Source organism: Sporosarcina sp. Y1004, from assembly GCF_057669665.1.
This window is the reverse complement of sequence record NZ_JBYHFQ010000009.1, coordinates 104173-121786: the sequence shown is the minus strand read 5'-3', so window position 1 is coordinate 121786 and position 17614 is coordinate 104173. Positions and strand designations below refer to the sequence as shown.

Genomic DNA, 17614 nt, shown 5'->3' with positions numbered 1-17614 from the left:
GGGTGGCACCGCGGGAATCTATAGTACTCTCGTCCCTTATCTTTTTAAGGGACGGGAGTTTTTTATTTTCATTCAGCCGGTGTTCATGCACCGGCTGAATGAAAATAAAGCTTCCGGCGGATGTCACAGATTTTGAAGGGAGTTAAGAGGGCAGTCTAATTTCGCGACGTCCTGTCGCAACGACTGCATGACCTACAAGGAAGGATGTAGTTCAATCCTTCCCCCCTGTAGGCCTCAAGCTCGATTCAAAATCTGGACGCAATTATGCCGAGGCGCAATTGATTTAAATAGGAGGAATTGTAAATGAGTTATAATCACGGACAAATTGAAAAGAAATGGCAACAGCACTGGAAGGACAATAAAACATTTAAAATGATGGATGATCCATCAAAACCGAAGTTCTTTGCGTTAGATATGTTTCCATATCCATCGGGGGCGGGTCTCCATGTTGGGCATCCCCTAGGCTATATCGCGACAGACATTTTAAGTTCATTCAAACGGAAGCAGGGCTATAATGTCCTTCATCCGATGGGCTGGGATGCCTTTGGACTTCCGGCCGAGCAATATGCGCTTGATACAGGAAATGATCCCGCTGAATTTACAGCGAAGAATATAGCGACATTCAAACGTCAAATGAATGATCTCGGATTTTCATACGATTGGGACCGTGAAATTAATACAACGGATCCATCTTATTATAAATGGACGCAATGGATTTTCATCCAACTTTACAACAAGGGCTTGGCTTATGTTGATGAAGTAGCTGTTAACTGGTGCCCAGCACTAGGTACGGTTTTAGCGAATGAAGAAGTGATTGACGGCAAGTCAGAACGTGGCGGTCATCCAGTCGAGCGACGTCCGATGCGCCAATGGGTACTGCGTATTACAAATTACGCAGATCGTCTTCTTGAAGATTTGGATGAACTGGACTGGCCGGAAAGCTTGAAGGATATGCAACGTAACTGGATTGGTCGTTCAGAAGGGGCGCAGCTGACGTTCGAAATTGATGGAACTGATCTGACGTTTGAAGCATTTACAACACGTCCGGATACGATTTTTGGTGCGACATATGCAGTGCTTGCACCAGAATTAAAATTGGTTGAACAAGTGACTACTGCAGAGCAGAAAGATGCAGTCGAAAAATATCTAAATGAAGTGAAAATGAAAAGTGATCTTGAACGAACAGATCTTGCGAAAGAAAAAACTGGTGTCTTTACGGGGGCTTACGCAATCAACCCTGCAAGCGGTGAAAAAATGCCAATCTGGATCGCTGATTATGTTCTTGCGACTTACGGAACGGGTGCAATCATGGCGGTTCCTGCACATGATGAGCGTGACTATGAGTTCGCAAAAGAATTTGACCTTCCAATCATTGAAGTTGTAGCAGGCGGCGACGTTTCTGCAGAAGCGTATGTTGGAGATGGCAAACATGTCAATTCAGGTTTCCTTGACGGATTAGGGAAAGATGAAGCAATTGAAAAAGCGATCGCTTGGTTTGTTGAAAATGGCAAAGGCGACAAGAAGATTACATTCCGTCTTCGTGACTGGCTGTTCTCAAGACAACGCTACTGGGGCGAGCCGATTCCAATTATCCACTGGGAAGATGGCACGATGACACCTGTTGAAGAAGCGGATTTACCACTCGTATTACCGGTAACGGATAATATCAAACCAAGTGGAACGGGTGAGTCTCCACTTGCAAACATCGAGGAATGGATAAATGTGACACATCCTGAAACAGGTATGAAAGGTCGCCGCGAAACGAATACGATGCCGCAATGGGCGGGAAGTTGCTGGTATTACTTGCGTTACATCGATCCGGATAACGATGAGATGATCATCGACCCTGAACTTGCGAAACGTTGGTTGCCTGTAGATATCTACGTAGGCGGCGCAGAACACGCGGTTCTACATCTGCTTTACGCACGCTTCTGGCATAAAGTACTTTACGATATCGGTGTTGTACACACGAAAGAGCCATTCCAGAAGTTGTTCAACCAAGGAATGATTCTTGGTGAAGGCAATGAGAAAATGTCGAAATCTAAAGGCAACGTTGTCAATCCTGATGATATTGTTCATTCACACGGGGCAGATTCACTACGTCTTTATGAAATGTTTATGGGACCTTTAGAAGGTTCAAAAGCATGGACGACAAATGGTCTCGATGGTGCTCGTCGCTTCCTTGACCGAATCTGGCGCTTGTTTGTCAATGAAGATGGATCTCTAAGTACGAAAATTGGTGGAAAAACAGGTGGGGCACTTGAAAAGGTCTACCATCAAACAGTGAAAAAGGTGACGGAAGACTTTGAGGGAATGCGTAATAATACTGCGATTTCTCAGTTGATGGTTTTCATAAACGAAGGCTATAAAACAGATACAATTCCAAAAGAATATGTAGAAGGTTTCGTGAAAATGATTTCTCCAGTGGTACCCCATCTTGCAGAAGAGCTATGGGAGAAGTTGGGCCATACGGAGACGATGACGTATGAAACTTGGCCAACATATGACGAATCGAAGCTTGTCGATGATACTGTCGAAATGGCTGTTCAAATTAATGGGAAAGTGCGTGCTAAAATCATCGTATCGAAAGATGTTACGAAGGATGAGCTTGAAAAGCTTGCACTGGAAGATGAACATGTGAAAACACTTCTTGAAGGCAAAGAAGTGAAGAAAGTCATCGCGATTCCAGGAAGACTTATTAATATTGTTGCAGTAGGATAAAGAAAGAAAATCCGCCGAAAGAGATGTATCTCTTCCGGCGGATTTTTTTAGTTGGGTTTCTTGAATCTGGCGTATAGTTTTTCTATTCTCAATGTTTATAAATCAGTCGCGTGCTGTCCTGCATTCATGCCCGCAATCCTGCCGGTAACAAGTGCAGAAGTGATGTTATAACCGCCTGTATAGCCGTGAATATCCAAAATTTCACCGCAGAAGTAGAGTCCTTCTTTCTTGCGGGAACCTAACGTTTTTGGAACGATTTCTTTGACAGAGACCCCACCGCCTGTGACGAATGCTTTTTCAATTGGTTGAGTACCATTGACGTTCATTGAAAAAGCCTTTAATAATTTCGTCAAAGTACGAATTTTTTCTACTTGCATCTGGGCTCCGGTTTCAGCTGGGTCAATTCCCGCCCGGTCGAATAAAAACAGCATCCAGCGTTCAGGTACAATTCCTTTTAACACATTCTTCACGGCTTTCGTTGAATCCGTTTTTAATGATGTGTTGAGCAGTTGGAAAACTTTTTCTTCATTCAGTGCAGGCATTGAGTCGATTCTCATTTCAACGGGCTTGTTGCCGTTTTTCATCCGTTCTTTCACAACGAATTGACTGCATCGTAAAATCGCAGGACCGCTTAAGCCGAAATGGGTGAACAACATGTCCATTTGATGCGTGATAAGGTTCTTGCCTTTGGCGTTTAGGACGGATACCGCCACGTCACGAAGCGCAAGACCTTGTAGATCCTTTGAGACAATGAAAGGTTCATTTGATAGTAAAGGAACTTCTGTTGGATAAAGTTCTGTCACGGTATGGCCGGCTTTTTCCGCCCATGGATAGCCGTCGCCTGTTGAACCGGTTTGAGGAACCGCTTTTCCACCGACCGCTACAACAACAGCATGCGAGCGGATTTCCTCGCCAGAATCGAGTCTGACACCAAGAATTTGTTCTTCATTCATCAAAAGTTTTTTTACGCGCGTTTCTAATCTCACTTCAACATTTAAACGATCCATTTCTTCAAGCAATGCATTGACAACATCCTTTGCTTTATTCGAAACGGGGAACATTCTACCGTGATCTTCTTCTTTTAATGCAACGCCAAGACCCTCGAAAAAGGTAATGATGTCTTCATTATTAAAAACGGCGAAGGGACCGTACAAAAAACGTCCATTGCCTGGAATGTTTTTAACGATTTCTTCTTGAGGTAAACGGTTTGTAACGTTACAACGTCCGCCCCCTGAGATGGCCAGTTTAGTGCCAAGTTTTTTACCTTTTTCAAACAGGAGAACTTTCCTTCCGTTTTCAGCAGCAGCGATTGAAGCCATCAATCCTGATGGGCCTCCGCCAATGATGATGACGTCTGCATCAACATAATTAGTAGTCATTGTATTATCAAGCCTTTCGGTAATGAATTATTAAGTATTAGTTTAACACAGCATCATTAAAAAGCATTGAGGTGGTTGAAAAGGAGAAAAGTAGCAGATGAAAAAATAGCAACCGCATGTGGTACAATTATCATACATGTGAGATTTAAGTGAAGATGTCTTAGAATGGGTACTCAAGCGGATTTGATGGTGTTTTTCATTTGGTTGCAAACTTCTTTACCAAGACTGAGACGGTACATGTATTGAATTTTAAAGATGAGGAAGCAAAGTTAATGTACATGAGTATATTTGCTTTGACGAAGAATCGGGAGAGTGTACTGAATGACTAGAGATGAAAATAGCGAAGTTGAAGGACATAGTAGTGAGCAAGTTGAACATCAAGAGAAAACGTATTTAACAAGCGCAGAGAAAGAGCAAATTAGACACGAAGCGTTTCAACAGAAAGAGTGTCAGCGCATCTATAATAAACTGATTAGCCATGCAGGAGGAACGGATATAGTCAGGAAAGGCAGGAGATTGATAGCGAAAAAAATTGCTACCACTTGCTTCCTAAACGCAACAGAGCCTGACTATGAAGAATTTAAGCAAGGTGTACTGATTGCTAACGAAAAAATTAAGTTAAAACGAGATTAACCACATTAAACTTGCCTTGCGTTATGAGACATATATAGACTCCCTTCAGGTTGTCTTTTTCCATGACTAAATGGATGAAGGTAGCCTGATTTATCTTTATTCAGCAAATGTTTTTGTACTGAAAGCGAAGCGTCAGCTACAGAAAACTCTTGCCTCCATAGGCGGGAGATGAATACGGGTTTTATTCCTATTCAGCGGGTGTCCATAGGCCCGCTGAACAAAGAAAAAGCCTCTGGCGGATGTCACAGATTTTGAAAGGAGTTAATCGAGCAAGCTCGATCCAAAATCTGGAAGCAATTACGCCGAGGGGTAATTGATCTTTAATTTAATCCCCATTATACGAATTCTGCGATTTTTTATTTGGCGAGTGCCCCTTTGTTTCACTGGTCTATACGTTTTACTCAAACCTTTGTAAGATGCCGACGTCATACATAATGTAAACCACGCTTACAGTTTTTTCAATTCGACACATTTCGCCGTTATTCATTGTGAAAAACGGCGTGTGGGGGTAAACTGTTAAGTAGATTTAGGGAGATTGGAAGGATCAATTATGTCATCAAATCTTGTAAAAGGGACCGCCATACTTACGGTGGGGCTGTTTTTATCTAAAGCACTTGGGCTTTTGTATTTAATTCCGCTTTATGCAATTGTAGGAGAAGAAAATATCGGATTATATCAATACGCTTATATTCCCTACAATATTGCATTGGCCATCGCTATTTCTGGAGCACCATTAGCAATATCAAAATATGTCTCGAAATATAATGCCTTAGGTGATTATGCAACCGGACGGAAATTGCTGAAGTCTGGAATGCTTGTGATGACGCTGACAGGTATTGTTTCATTTATTACTCTCTATTTATTGGCTGAGCCAATTGCTCACCTCGTTCGTAGAGATGAAGAACAAATATTTACGATAGATGATATTGCCGGCGTTATCCGTTGGGTTAGTTATGCACTTCTTGCTGTACCACTTATGAGTATCGTGCGTGGCTTCCTTCAGGGATATCAGAAAATGGAGCCGACAGCAGTGTCGCAACTTGTCGAACAGATTGTTAGAATCATTGTCGTTCTTGGGGGCGCATTTATTGTCGTTAATGTCCTGGATGAATCTCCAAAAGCAGCAATCAGTTTTGCAGTATTCGCAGCATTTATCGGAGCACTAGCAGGTCTTGTAGTCCTCTTTAAATACTGGAAGTCCTATAAGCCTGAACTGGATCATCTGCTTTCGAATAGTCCTCCAGCGAGTAATATTTCTTTCAAAGAGATGTATACAGAAGTATTTGCTTATATATTGCCATTCGTTCTCGTTGGCGTGATCAATCCTCTTTATCAGTTCGTTGACATGATCACATTTAATGAAGCCATGAAATCAATCGGAATGTCTAAGGTTTCCGATACTTACTTAGGGATGTTGAATCTACTGACCCATAAGTTTGTTATGATTCCGGTGATGGTAGCAACTGGATTTTCAATGGCTTTGATTCCGGTCATAACTAGTTATTATGCAAAAAAAGACCAAAAAGGAATCACACGTTCACTTGATCAAACATTTCAAATTATGTTGTATTTGACAGTTCCGATGGTTATCGGATTAATCATCTTATCAAATGAGCTTTACCAATTTCTTTATAGTGAAAGTGCTGTCGGAGCAGGAATTCTGGCAAGTTATGCACCAGTCGCTGTTTTGTTCGGATTATATTCAGTGACAGCTGCAATTCTTCAAGGTATTGATCGGCATAAGTGGATTGTGTTTACTTCTTTACTGGGCCTGTTATTTAAGCTTGCACTCAATATACCGCTCATTCAAATGTTTGAAACGAATGGTGCTATTCTTGCAACTGCAATTGGATACTCAGTCGCAGTAGGCATCAATATTGCCATCATTTCAAAAACCCTTCAATATAAATCGAAGATGGTATTTAGAAGACTAATCCTAATCGCTATATTAAATATCATTATGTTAGTTGCGGTTATGTTTACGCTGAAAGGCTTGACGGCGCTCAGTCCTGCTGACGGAAAAATGCAGTCTCTCTTGTACATTTTTATATGTGCAACAGTTGGTGCAGTCATTTATGGGTATCTGTCACTTAAAACTGGTCTCGCACAGAAGTTGTTCGGTGAGCGATTGACTAAATTCACGAAGAAATTAGGCTTTTTAGGAGGGAAATAATGCGTTTAGATAAATTATTGTCAAATATGGGATACGGTACTCGTAAAGAAGTTAAGCAACTTATGAAAAAAGGGGCTGTTCGAGTAAATGAAGATACAGTAAAAGATTCCTCAATGCATGTCAATGTGGACAGTGATGTAGTAACGATACTCGGTGAGCGGGTTGTCTACAAAGAATTTATCTACTTGATGATGAATAAGCCACAAGGTGTGTTATCTGCAACGGAAGATTCGAGAGATAGGACAGTTGTTGATCTGCTGGATGAAAAGTATCAGATTTTTGAACCCTTTCCAGTGGGTAGATTAGATAAAGATACGGAAGGTTTTCTTTTGCTGACAAATGACGGCAAGCTTACGCATAATTTATTGTCTCCTAAAAAAGGAGTTCCGAAAACGTATTATGCACATATCGATGGGATTGTTACGGGGGAAGACGTTGAACGGTTTTTAGAAGGTGTTACATTGGATGATGGCTACGAAACGAAGCCAGGTCAACTGAATATTTTGAAGTCAGATGTCATTTCTGAAGTTGAATTAACAATTACAGAAGGGAAATTCCATCAAGTGAAGCGGATGTTTGAGGCGGTTGACAAGACGGTCATCTACTTAAAACGCTTATCAATGGGACCTTTATCTTTGGATGAAAGTCTAGCACTAGGGACATACCGAGAATTGACGGTAGAGGAAATAGAACAGCTCATGCAGATTTCAAAAAAATAAAAAGGGCTGAGCCGTTAGATACGGCTCAGCTTCTTTTATAGTTTAACTAATTCTATAATCTCGTACCGTAGATAACTTCTATTATGGATATTGCGCTTATAGCCCACGGGTGCCTTTTTAGAGGGCGTCAGGCGCGTACGCTTAAGATTGTGCCCAGACTGCAGGCGCCAGCCTATATGCCTGCGGAAGCAGGGTTAAGAGCTGGCGCCTTTCGCTTTTCAAGGTTACGTGCGGGTCAAGAAGATAATTTCACTTTTTTTGCTGTCGTTGTCCATTTACCTCGCACCGGGCTCATTATAAGCTCGTTGTATTCCAGGACGTTTAAGTCCCTTTGGACAGTACGGTGAGTGATACCAAATTCTTCTACCAGGTTTTCTGTAGTTACAGTTCCATTATCAAGGATGTAAAAATATACATCTTTGATGCGTGTAAGCATACGATCAGTTGCAGGTTTCAAGTGTGGAATCACCCCTTCATCTTCATTATCCAAAATCATTGGTCATGAGACTTATGAATGTTGCCTAAAGCACGTTGAAATTATTCCTGACACCGCACATCCTTTCGAAAAGGTTGGTACGTCAGATTATTTTTTCTGACAATACCAGTATAACTTATTTATGTAAAGATTGCATGAATTTTTTGTGAAGATTCAGTGAAAGTGGTTTCCACTTTATTTTCTTAGTCTAACGTGTGAAAATAGGGTTATTAAGAAGGAGGGTGTCTTGATTGATGGATTGGAAAATTGAGGCCTTGAAAAACAAAGAGAAGCTGATAGGGGATTTACAGCAATTGATTGCCATTCCTTCTATTTTAGATGAAAGCGCAGCTACGGAAGAAATGCCATTTGGGCCTGAACCGAAACGCGCCTTAGACTGGATATTAGAAGAAGGTAGAAAAGCTGGGATGCTTGTAAAGAATATAGATAATATGGCGGGACATATTGAAATGGGTCAAGGGGATGAACTTTTAGGAATTCTTTGCCACGTTGATGTGGTTCCTGCAGGGAGCAATTGGAATTATGGACCGTTTGCCGGGACGGTGGATGATGATAAGTTATTTGGGCGTGGTGCTATAGACGATAAAGGACCGACAATTGCAGCATGGCACGCGATGAAAATGGTTCAAGAATCTGGAATTATGCTGAATAAGCGAGTGCGCCTCATTATAGGAACAGATGAAGAAAGTGGATTCCGTTGTGTGAAACGATATTTTGAAAAAGAAGAAATGCCAACGATCGGCTTTGCTCCTGACGCGGATTTCCCAATTATAAACGCTGAAAAAGGAATTGCCTCTGTCCTATTTAAACAAAAAGCAGTATTTGCTGATCAACAACTCCTGTACTTCAAATCAGGCAATCGGACGAATATGGTTCCTGATTATGCTGAGGCACATCTTGCGGGGGAAGTCGAAATTGATAATGAGCAATTCGTTACATTTTTAAATATTCATAATGTGACGGGGGGCATTGCCAATGAAAGCGGTCATACTGTCATCAATTTAAATGGGAAATCTGCACACGCGATGGAACCTAACAATGGGATAAATGCAGCTGTACTTTTAGCTTCCTATTTGAATCGTATACTTAAAGAAGGCCCATCGAAGGACTTCACTCAATTCATGTTTGATGCATTTGCAAATGAGTCGCGCGGACTGTTTCTTGGTTTAGCATTCAATGATGAAATGTCGGGAGATACAACGCTGAATGCGGGTATTGTTACCTTTGATTCTAAAACCGGTGGTGAAATCAACGTTAGCATGCGTTATTCAGTCACCTATCCGTTTGAAGAGAAAATAACGACATGTATGGAAAGGTTGGCAGATACGCCATTTTCAATGGATGTAGGATCGAACTCGGAACCCCATCACGTCGATGCTGCTGATCCTCTCATAAGGACTTTACAAGAGGTGTATACTAAGCATACCGGAGAACACGCCGGGCTATTGGCGATTGGCGGTGGCACCTATGCACGCGTCCTTGACAAGGGAGTTGCTTTTGGAATGTTATTCCCTGGTAGGGAAGATGTAGCTCACCAGGCTGATGAATATGTTTATATAGACGATTTAGTGAAAGCGACAGCCATTTATGCAGACGCAATTTGCGGTCTGGCGAGTGGAGAAACGAAAGGGGAATAAAGATGACAGTGTATTTTGTTGACGGACAGTTTACTGAGCGTGAAGGATTAAACATTTCGATTGACGATCGTGGATATTATTTTGGTGATGGTGTCTATGAAGTGATTAAAGTATATGGTGGAGAATTGTATACGGCAGAAGAACATATCAATCGTTTGTATCAAAGTGCTAGAAAAATAAAGTTAGCAATACCTTATGCAGAAGTCCAATTGATGGAGATTGCACGTCAATTAGTAGCTGCTAATAATATTTTAGTTGGTCATGTCTATCTGCAGATTACACGCGGCTCTGCACCTCGACTTCACCAATTTCCTGATTTATCGGTTTCGCCAGTCGTTACTGCATATGCGGTCAACAACCCAAGACCTTTAACAGATATTGAAAACGGAGTCCGAGTTAAAACCGTGGCAGATGTTCGCTGGTTGCGCTGTGATATTAAAAGCCTAAACTTGCTTGGAAATGTTCTCGCTAAACAAGAAGCTATAGAAGCAGGTTGTAGCGAAGCACTACTTCATCGTGACGGTGTTGTGACGGAAGGATCTGCATCGAATATGTTCGGCGTAAAGGATGGAGCAGTTTATACTCATCCGGTTACGAATCTTATATTGAATGGAATCACGCGACAAGTTGTGCTTGAGCTCTGTAAGGAACAAGGGATTCCATTTATAGAAAAATCATTTACATTGGACGAAGCATTCGAAATGGATGAATTCTTTTTAACGTCAACAAGTTCTGAAGTAATGCCAGTCATTTCAATCGACAATCGGCTTTTAGGGTCAGGAGTACCGGGTCTTGTGACGAAAAAGTTACAAGAAGCATTTGTGGTACAGATTCCGACTTTCATCTCGGGTAATTAATGATAGACAGTATGTGATCGGAGTGATTGGACATGGCGCAACTTGTCAAACTTCTCGACTATGTCTCCCGGTACGAACAGGATCTATCACGTTACCCTTCACAGTATATCCGCTTAAAAAGATATCAATGGGAACGTATGAGGACCCAATGGGAAAGTGGCGCAGATTTATCAGAATGGCAACAGGGGATTCAAGATAATCCAGTAGAACCGATTGAAGAAAAATGGTTTTCCCCCCTAGTCCGGCTCTTTGGTCAACGGAGAACGGGACTGACAGAAATAAATCCTGCCAACGAAGAGATTGTAAGCGAAGATGAAGAAGACAATTTCGGCTTTAACCCGAACTTAATTCATAACCCATCCAATTTGGAACAACTAAGAAGTCTGTATTTGGATCAACTTTTTCATTTTCAGATAAAATGGGCTAGCTCTACGTTAATGGATAAGTCCAAAGTCAATACTCGTTTTACGCGAGATACCCTTTTAAGGAGTTTCGCCCAGCAGCTTCCAGACAATTATTTATTGTTCTATTACCCGATTCTGTTATTAAAAAAAGCGCCTGTGGAACTCGATATTATCATCGTGACACCAGTTGAATGCCAATGCATAACTGTACTTGAAGCAGAGAATCTTGCGGCTTATAGCGGTAGCGGGGACAGATTCTGGCTAAAGAAGTCAGGTAACAAAGATTCGAAAATACTAAGTCCGCTTATCGCGCTAAATCGAACTGAAAAAATTATAACTAGCATATTTAATGCTCAAAAAATTGATTTTCCCATTCGAAAATATTTGGTTTCACGAAATGGGTATATCGATCACCCTGGAAAGGCATTCGATGTTGAAATTATTGATAGGCGATCCTACGAGGAATGGTTTTCTAGGCTCAGTAAATCGTCTGTGCCAATGAAATCGACACAGTTCAAAGCAGCCCAATCAATTCTTAATGTGGGACAAACAACTTCGATTAGCAGATTTTTTGGTCCTAATGACGAACAACCCGCTGAAGAATAATTAATTATAAATAGAAAAGAGTGTATATAATGCGACTTCGCAATAAACCATGGGCGAGGGACTATATGGCAGAACACCCCGATGTCCTTTTAGCAGAACCAGAAAAAATGATAAATGGGTGGCATACCCTTTTTGGAAACAACAATCCGATTCATATTGAAGTCGGATCAGGAATGGGTCAATTTATTATCGGCATGGCAATTGCCAACCCAAATGTGAATTATATCGGTATTGAACATTTTGATAATGTGATTGTTTCAGCACTTGAAAAAGCGGTGGAAGCAAATAAACCATCAAATTTACGATTGTTTCGTGCAAATGGAATGGATCTTGCAAAGATCTTCCATAAAGGAGAAATCGACAGAATATATTTGAATTTTTCCGATCCTTGGCCGAAGGCTAGAAATGCAAAACGGAGATTAACACATGAAACATTTTTAAAGTTATATGAAGAAGTACTCGCGCCCGGAGGGGAAATTCATTTTAAAACGGATAACCGTCTTCTGTTCGAATACTCACTTGTATCTATGTCACAGTACGGTATGAAACTTTGTTTAGTATCCCTCGATTTACATGCAGAAATGCCGGAGGATAATATAATGACGGAATACGAAGAGAAATTTTCAGCTAAAGGTCATCCGATATACAGACTTGAATCCAGATTTACAAACACGTAAGTTAATTAGGGAATGGGGGCTGTTTCATGGATACATATACATTTCATGCAATGAAGTTGACATGGCTAGATGGCAGCGGAAATTATTTAGACGGTGGGACAATGTTTGGTGTTGTTCCAAAAGCTCTCTGGTCGAAGCGCTATGAATCAGATGAACAAAATCGTATTAAAATGAGAAATGATCCGATTCTGATTCAGTTCGCAGGGAAAAATATATTGATTGACACTGGTCATGGAAATGGAAAAATGTCTGAAAAGACGAAAAGAAATTTGGGGATTTTCGGAGATTCGAAGGTGGTAGAGAATCTGTCCCAGCTCAACCTGTTAGCTGAAGATATAGATATAATTTTAATGACGCACTTGCATAATGACCACGCGGCTGGTTTGACAGAATGGCGTGAAGGGAATCTAGTTTCCGTTTTTTCAAATGCAACTATTTTTGTTTCGAAAATTGAATGGGACGAAATGCAAAGCCCGAATATCCGATCCAGAAATACATATTTAAAAGAAAACTGGGAGCCTGTTCAACAGCAGGTAAAGACATTTGAAGAAAGCATGACGATCATGCAGGGGATTGAAATGGTTCATACAGGCGGTCATAGCAATGGTCATAGTATTATCAAATTGACGCAAGGTGGCGAGACGATTCTTCATATGGCTGATATCATGCCTACTCAGGCACACAGTAATCCATTGTGGGTATTGGCTTTTGATGATTACCCGATGACATCGATTTTTGCAAAAGAGAAATTGATGAAAGAAGCACTTGCGGGGAGTTATAGATTCACTTTTTATCATGATGCTTATTACAGACTAGTGAGATGGGATACAAGCGGAAAAGAAATTATCGAATCAATTAAAGTTTCAGGTAAGTAAAAAAAACCGTCACACGCCCGCAGACTTCCGGGCGTATGACGGTTTTTTATTAGGCTTTTACTAGTTCAACAACTGTACCCGTTTTTGCGTCGGCCGCAAATTCGAATTGTTCCAGTACACCTTCTTTAATTCGTGATATGCCACCACGGTAAACATCCATTGTAATTACATTGTTCGTGTATGGCTCAGTTTTCATGACAATCCATGAACCATCTATTGGACCTTCGTTTTTAAAAGCATCTTTAATTGTGTTTAAAACCGAGTCTGCAGAAACATTCTGATTCATACGGTCGATTGATTCACTGACAATAACTCCAGCAGCGACACCTGTCAACACACCAGCTAGGAAATCTTTTAACTTCATATTCATTACCCCCTACAATCGGTATTTCAACTAGTGTACCACAAATTTACTTATCTTTGCCAAGCTAGCCAATGGAAATAGTAATTCGATTAACGAATTAATCGTTGGAAAGTTTCTGACTAATCGACTACACTAATTACAGAAGATTAATACATGATAAGTAGGGGGCAATATTCAATGCACAAAGATACACTTGAGATGTTTAAAACGTTGACTGAACTTCCGGGCGCACCGGGTAATGAACATGCTGTGCGTGATTATATGCGGGGTGAACTTGCTAAGTATTCCGATGAGTTGATTCAAGATAATCTGGGTGGTATTTTCGGTGTCAGAAAAGGTCCTGAAGATGGTCCGCGTATTATGGTTGCTGGCCATATGGATGAAGTCGGATTCATGGTGAGTCAAATAACGGATAATGGAATGATCCGTTTTCAGCCGCTTGGCGGATGGTGGAGCCAAGTCCTTCTAGCGCAACGTGTTGAAATTATAACGGTAAACGGTCCCGTAACCGGTGTGATTGGTTCGATTCCACCGCATTTGCTAAGTGATGCAGTGCGGAACAAGCCGATGGACATTAAAAATATGCTAATCGATATTGGTGCAGATAATAAGGAGGACGCAATAACAATCGGCATCCGTCCTGGTCAACAAATTGTACCTGTTAGCCCGTTCACACCACTGGCAAATAACAAGAAAATACTTGCTAAAGCATGGGATAACAGATATGGCTGTGGTCTAGCCATTGAGTTACTAAAAGAAGTACATGGTGAAGAGTTGCCAAATAATTTGTACTCAGGAGCAAACGTACTTGAGGAAGTCGGTCTCCGTGGAGCCGCAGCGGCTGCAACAATGATCAATCCAGATTTGTTTTATGCGTTAGATGCGAGTCCTGCAAATGATGCTGCTGGTGATAAGAGTGAGTTTGGTCAACTTGGAAAAGGTGCATTACTTCGTATTTTTGATCGCACGATGGTAACACATCGTGGCATGCGCGAATTTATCCTTGATATGGCAGAAACACATAACATTCCTTATCAGTACTTCATCTCACAAGGTGGAACGGATGCTGGTCGAGTTCATACATCCAATGAGGGAGTTCCAAGTGCTGTGATTGGCATATGTTCACGCTATATTCATACATCGGGATCTATCATCCATACAGATGACTATGCGGCGGCAAAAGAACTACTTGTGAAATTAGTTCAAGCAAGTGATAAAACGACAGTGGAAACAATCAAAAGCAATGTTTGAGTATTGCGCTATCATAGACTGATTAAGGTCGTCCTAGCACTCCCTAGTGATGTGCCAGGACGACTTTCTAAATGGATAAATCGGAGGGGAAGTTGAATGGATTTTATGATTGGTTCTGTCAATGTGGCAAAAGTAACAGCTGCAAATAATGTTATTTCTCACTACTTCCCACATTCAATCATTTCAAGCGTTGAAGTAGGTTCGGGCGTTTCTAATCAACCGTACGGTGACGAGGAGACAAGGTTAGGAGCAATCAATCGTGCTTTACGAGCTGCAGGCAAGAACGGAGAAACGATTGGAATCGGGCTTGAGGGTGGCGTTCGTTTAATCGATGAGCAAATGTATCTTTGTAATTGGGGAGCTCTCGTACTTCCTAATGGAAAAAGGTTTACGGCTGGTGGAGCACAAATACCCTTACCGCAAGAAATTGCTGTAAGGGTGGCAGCGGGAAACGAACTTGGCCACGTTGTCGATACCTATTTTGAATTGAGTGGAATCCGAAGTAAAGAAGGAGCGATAGGCATGTTTACTGCAGGTGCGGTAAATCGTAATGACCTATTTAAACATATTATGCAACTACTAATCGGACAATTAAAATACTATCAACGTTCACAGTAATTACGAAGTTGCCACATCTATAAGTTGTAAGAGGTTGCAACAGGAGAGTAACATCTTTAAAATGGTTATGGAGTTCAAATTAATGATTGGAGGAAATCGAATGTTCCGGAAATGGAAATTCATATTCCTGATGATGATATCCATTATACTGCTTACAGCATGTGGAAAATCGCTTGATGAAAGAGCTACTGCAGGAATCGAGGCGGCGCGAGAAGCATTTCAATTGAATGATAAAAATCCTACTGAAGAAATAGATGGTATTAAATTATACAAGCCTGCCGGGTTTGCGATGAATGATAGTTCAGACGAGCAAAATATCGTCTTTACAAAAAATGATGAGACGTTCATCCTTTTTATTAATCCAAATGAGAAGAGTGACAGTAAACTATTTTATGATTTGCTCCTAATCGATAAGAGTAAAGAAATTATTGAGCAAGCCACATTCTCTGATGATGGCACGTTCGGTTTCGCAGCGGTTGTAAAAAGCGGTGAGGATAATGTGGAGCTTATTGTAAGTGTAGGTGGATCCAAAATCACGACAATGACAAAAAAGAAAAAAATTGAAGAAAACTTACCGAAGATGATGGAAATCGTACGGTCTATTCAGCAGAGTTCTACTACAACTGCCGAGTAGGCAACATGATTCAGTTATCCGATAAATGGAGGCAAATAGATCTATGAATTCTCAAAAACTGGTATCAATCTTAAAAGAACAACTTCCATCCGAACATTTTATTTGGAAGTTCGACCGGAAAACGGATAAGGTTCGTCTTGAGCATTCGATTCTTAAAAAAGGAATGGATATATCGCTCCCGGAAATTCTGGTTAAATATGAACGCAAAAAGGAAGTAGCTATAAAAGAAATAGTCTATACAATTGGGGAAACATTTAAAGCGATGGAAAAAGAACAATCAGAAGGATTTGTAGATAGCGCAGTCATTTTCCCGGTTATTAGATCATCTTCATTTCCTGAGGAATCAGCTGCTGGGCATCGATTTCTAATGAAAGAGCATACTGCGGAAACGCGTATCTATTATGCACTCGACCTTGGAACTACTTACCGATTAGTTGACGAAAGTATGCTTGAATCAATCGGAATGTCTGAAATGGAAGTAACAGAATCTGCACTTTTCCGTGTTAGGGCATTGCCAACTGCTATGAAACAAGATGAAGTGTCGGGGAATATCTTTTACTTTATCAACAATAATGATGGCTACGATGCCAGTAGGATACTTAACAGTGCATTCTTGAAAGAGATGGCAGAAAAAGTTGAAGGACATATGACCGTTTCCGTCCCACATCAAGACGTGCTAATAATTGGTGATATCCGAAATGATACAGGTTATGATGTGCTGGCACAGATCGCTATGCATTTCTTTACAACAGGCGCTGTTCCAGTAACCTCTCTGTCATTCATCTATGACGATGGTAAACTGGATCCAATTTTTATCATGGCTAAAAATCGTTTGGCAAGAAGGGAAGGCAAGAAAAAATGAATGTATTTTATAATTTAGATGGTGTTGGGGATGTATTGCTATTTCAACTTACACTTACACGGCCGCAAGCGGTTATCTCGAAATCATCAGGAGATGTAACGTTAATTCAAGATGAGGCGACTGAAGAAGTAATTGCATTTAACCTCTTCAAAGCATCGACTTATTTGGATATTCAAACAGTCGGCGAAGTTGAATTAACTGAAGACGTAGTTAAACGACTTCAAGAAGCGCTTTTGAAGAATAACGTGGAACTTAAACTTGATGTTGATTTTACTCCGAAATTTGTTGTAGGGCATATATTGAAAAAAGAAAAACATCCTGACGCGGATAAATTGAGTGTTTGTCAAGTAGATATAGGAGAAAAGGCGGTCCAGATTGTCTGTGGTGCACCGAACGTAGAGGAAGGGCAGAAAGTTGTTGTCGCAAAAGTTGGCGCCGTTATGCCATCAGGAATGGTTATACGAGATGCGGAACTTCGCGGAGTCCCTTCGGCTGGGATGATATGCTCAGCTAAAGAACTTGGGTTGGTTGATGCCCCTGCAGAAAAAGGGATTTTAGTTTTAGATAGCCAGGCTATAGCTGGAGAAGCATTCAATAAGTAGGAGACTAGAAGCGTACCGATTATGGTACGTTTTTCTTATTTATGTTATTGATTTGATTTAGTCGTGTCAGTACTGTTAAAATAGAGTGATTGACATGAAAAGAGTG

17 protein-coding genes and 1 other annotated feature (1 of these 18 cut by a window edge) are annotated in these 17614 nt (G+C 41.0%); of the genes, 14 read left to right on the top strand and 3 right to left on the bottom strand.

Annotated elements, in window-relative coordinates; genetic code table 11:
* Positions 1-40: a binding site (T-box leader), on the top strand (it extends 187 nt beyond the left edge of the window).
* Positions 41-303: 263 nt separating this feature from the next.
* Complete coding sequence (gene leuS, locus AC25Y6_RS08860) at positions 304-2721, top strand: leucine--tRNA ligase (RefSeq protein WP_488142734.1); 2418 nt, start codon at positions 304-306, stop codon at positions 2719-2721.
* Between the two features lie 95 nt (positions 2722-2816).
* Here leuS and AC25Y6_RS08855 read toward each other — a convergent pair whose 3' ends face one another.
* Positions 2817-4100, bottom strand: a complete 1284-nt coding sequence (locus AC25Y6_RS08855) for a BaiN/RdsA family NAD(P)/FAD-dependent oxidoreductase (protein ID WP_488142733.1) — start codon at positions 4098-4100, stop codon at positions 2817-2819.
* A gap of 321 nt (positions 4101-4421) precedes the next feature.
* On the opposite strand from AC25Y6_RS08855, the gene AC25Y6_RS08850 reads away from it, so the two are divergent.
* From AC25Y6_RS08850 to AC25Y6_RS08840, 3 genes are all read left to right on the top strand, one after another.
* Positions 4422-4733, top strand: coding sequence for a hypothetical protein (locus tag AC25Y6_RS08850; protein WP_482105067.1), 312 nt, complete (start codon positions 4422-4424; stop codon positions 4731-4733).
* Between the two features lie 550 nt (positions 4734-5283).
* Positions 5284-6906: a putative polysaccharide biosynthesis protein gene (locus AC25Y6_RS08845; protein ID WP_488142732.1), complete on the top strand. Its 1623-nt coding sequence runs from the start codon at positions 5284-5286 to the stop codon at positions 6904-6906.
* A complete protein-coding gene (locus tag AC25Y6_RS08840; RefSeq protein WP_482099840.1) occupies positions 6906-7625 on the top strand; it encodes a pseudouridine synthase in 720 nt (239 codons plus the stop codon). The genes AC25Y6_RS08845 and AC25Y6_RS08840 overlap by 1 nt, the downstream gene beginning before the upstream one ends.
* Positions 7626-7860: 235 nt before the next feature.
* Here AC25Y6_RS08840 and AC25Y6_RS08835 read toward each other — a convergent pair whose 3' ends face one another.
* Complete coding sequence (locus AC25Y6_RS08835) at positions 7861-8082, bottom strand: DeoR family transcriptional regulator (protein ID WP_482100110.1); 222 nt, start codon at positions 8080-8082, stop codon at positions 7861-7863.
* 272 nt (positions 8083-8354) lie between these two features.
* On the opposite strand from AC25Y6_RS08835, the gene pepV reads away from it, so the two are divergent.
* Genes pepV through AC25Y6_RS08810 form a run of 5 tightly spaced genes read left to right on the top strand, consistent with a single transcriptional unit; the run spans position 8355 to position 13177 of the window.
* Complete coding sequence (pepV, locus tag AC25Y6_RS08830) at positions 8355-9758, top strand: dipeptidase PepV (RefSeq protein ID WP_482100109.1); 1404 nt, start codon at positions 8355-8357, stop codon at positions 9756-9758.
* A 2-nt stretch (positions 9759-9760) separates the two neighbouring features.
* On the top strand, positions 9761-10615 hold the full coding sequence (gene dat, locus AC25Y6_RS08825; protein WP_488142731.1) for a D-amino-acid transaminase: 855 nt from the start codon (positions 9761-9763) through the stop codon (positions 10613-10615).
* 32 nt (positions 10616-10647) lie between these two features.
* The gene (locus AC25Y6_RS08820; RefSeq protein WP_488142730.1) at positions 10648-11625 is read left to right on the top strand and encodes a nuclease-related domain-containing protein; all 978 of its coding nucleotides are present in this window, start codon (positions 10648-10650) and stop codon (positions 11623-11625) included.
* 29 nt (positions 11626-11654) lie between these two features.
* Complete coding sequence (gene trmB / locus AC25Y6_RS08815; RefSeq protein ID WP_488142729.1) at positions 11655-12302, top strand: tRNA (guanosine(46)-N7)-methyltransferase TrmB; 648 nt, start codon at positions 11655-11657, stop codon at positions 12300-12302.
* Positions 12303-12328: 26 nt separating this feature from the next.
* Positions 12329-13177 carry a YtnP family quorum-quenching lactonase gene (locus AC25Y6_RS08810; protein ID WP_482099836.1) on the top strand — a complete coding sequence of 283 codons (849 nt, stop codon included), beginning with the start codon at positions 12329-12331 and terminating at the stop codon, positions 13175-13177.
* Between the two features lie 49 nt (positions 13178-13226).
* On the opposite strand, the gene AC25Y6_RS08805 is transcribed toward AC25Y6_RS08810, so the two are convergent.
* The gene (locus tag AC25Y6_RS08805) at positions 13227-13541 is read right to left on the bottom strand and encodes a hypothetical protein (RefSeq protein WP_482099835.1); all 315 of its coding nucleotides are present in this window, start codon (positions 13539-13541) and stop codon (positions 13227-13229) included.
* Between the two features lie 177 nt (positions 13542-13718).
* Here AC25Y6_RS08805 and AC25Y6_RS08800 point away from each other — a divergent pair, with 177 nt between their 5' ends.
* The 5 genes from AC25Y6_RS08800 (at position 13719) to ytpR (ending at position 17508) form a co-directional block, all read left to right on the top strand.
* Positions 13719-14792, top strand: a complete 1074-nt coding sequence (locus AC25Y6_RS08800; RefSeq protein WP_482105064.1) for a M42 family metallopeptidase — start codon at positions 13719-13721, stop codon at positions 14790-14792.
* A 96-nt stretch (positions 14793-14888) separates the two neighbouring features.
* Complete coding sequence (locus AC25Y6_RS08795) at positions 14889-15410, top strand: DUF84 family protein (RefSeq protein WP_488142728.1); 522 nt, start codon at positions 14889-14891, stop codon at positions 15408-15410.
* Positions 15411-15510: 100 nt separating this feature from the next.
* Positions 15511-16044, top strand: a complete 534-nt coding sequence (locus AC25Y6_RS08790) for a hypothetical protein (protein ID WP_488142727.1) — start codon at positions 15511-15513, stop codon at positions 16042-16044.
* 43 nt (positions 16045-16087) lie between these two features.
* The gene (locus AC25Y6_RS08785) at positions 16088-16906 is read left to right on the top strand and encodes a DUF1444 family protein (RefSeq protein ID WP_488142726.1); all 819 of its coding nucleotides are present in this window, start codon (positions 16088-16090) and stop codon (positions 16904-16906) included.
* The gene (ytpR, locus tag AC25Y6_RS08780) at positions 16903-17508 is read left to right on the top strand and encodes a YtpR family tRNA-binding protein (protein ID WP_482105061.1); all 606 of its coding nucleotides are present in this window, start codon (positions 16903-16905) and stop codon (positions 17506-17508) included. Before AC25Y6_RS08785 ends, ytpR begins: the two co-directional genes overlap by 4 nt.
* Positions 17509-17614: the final 106 nt, after the last annotated feature.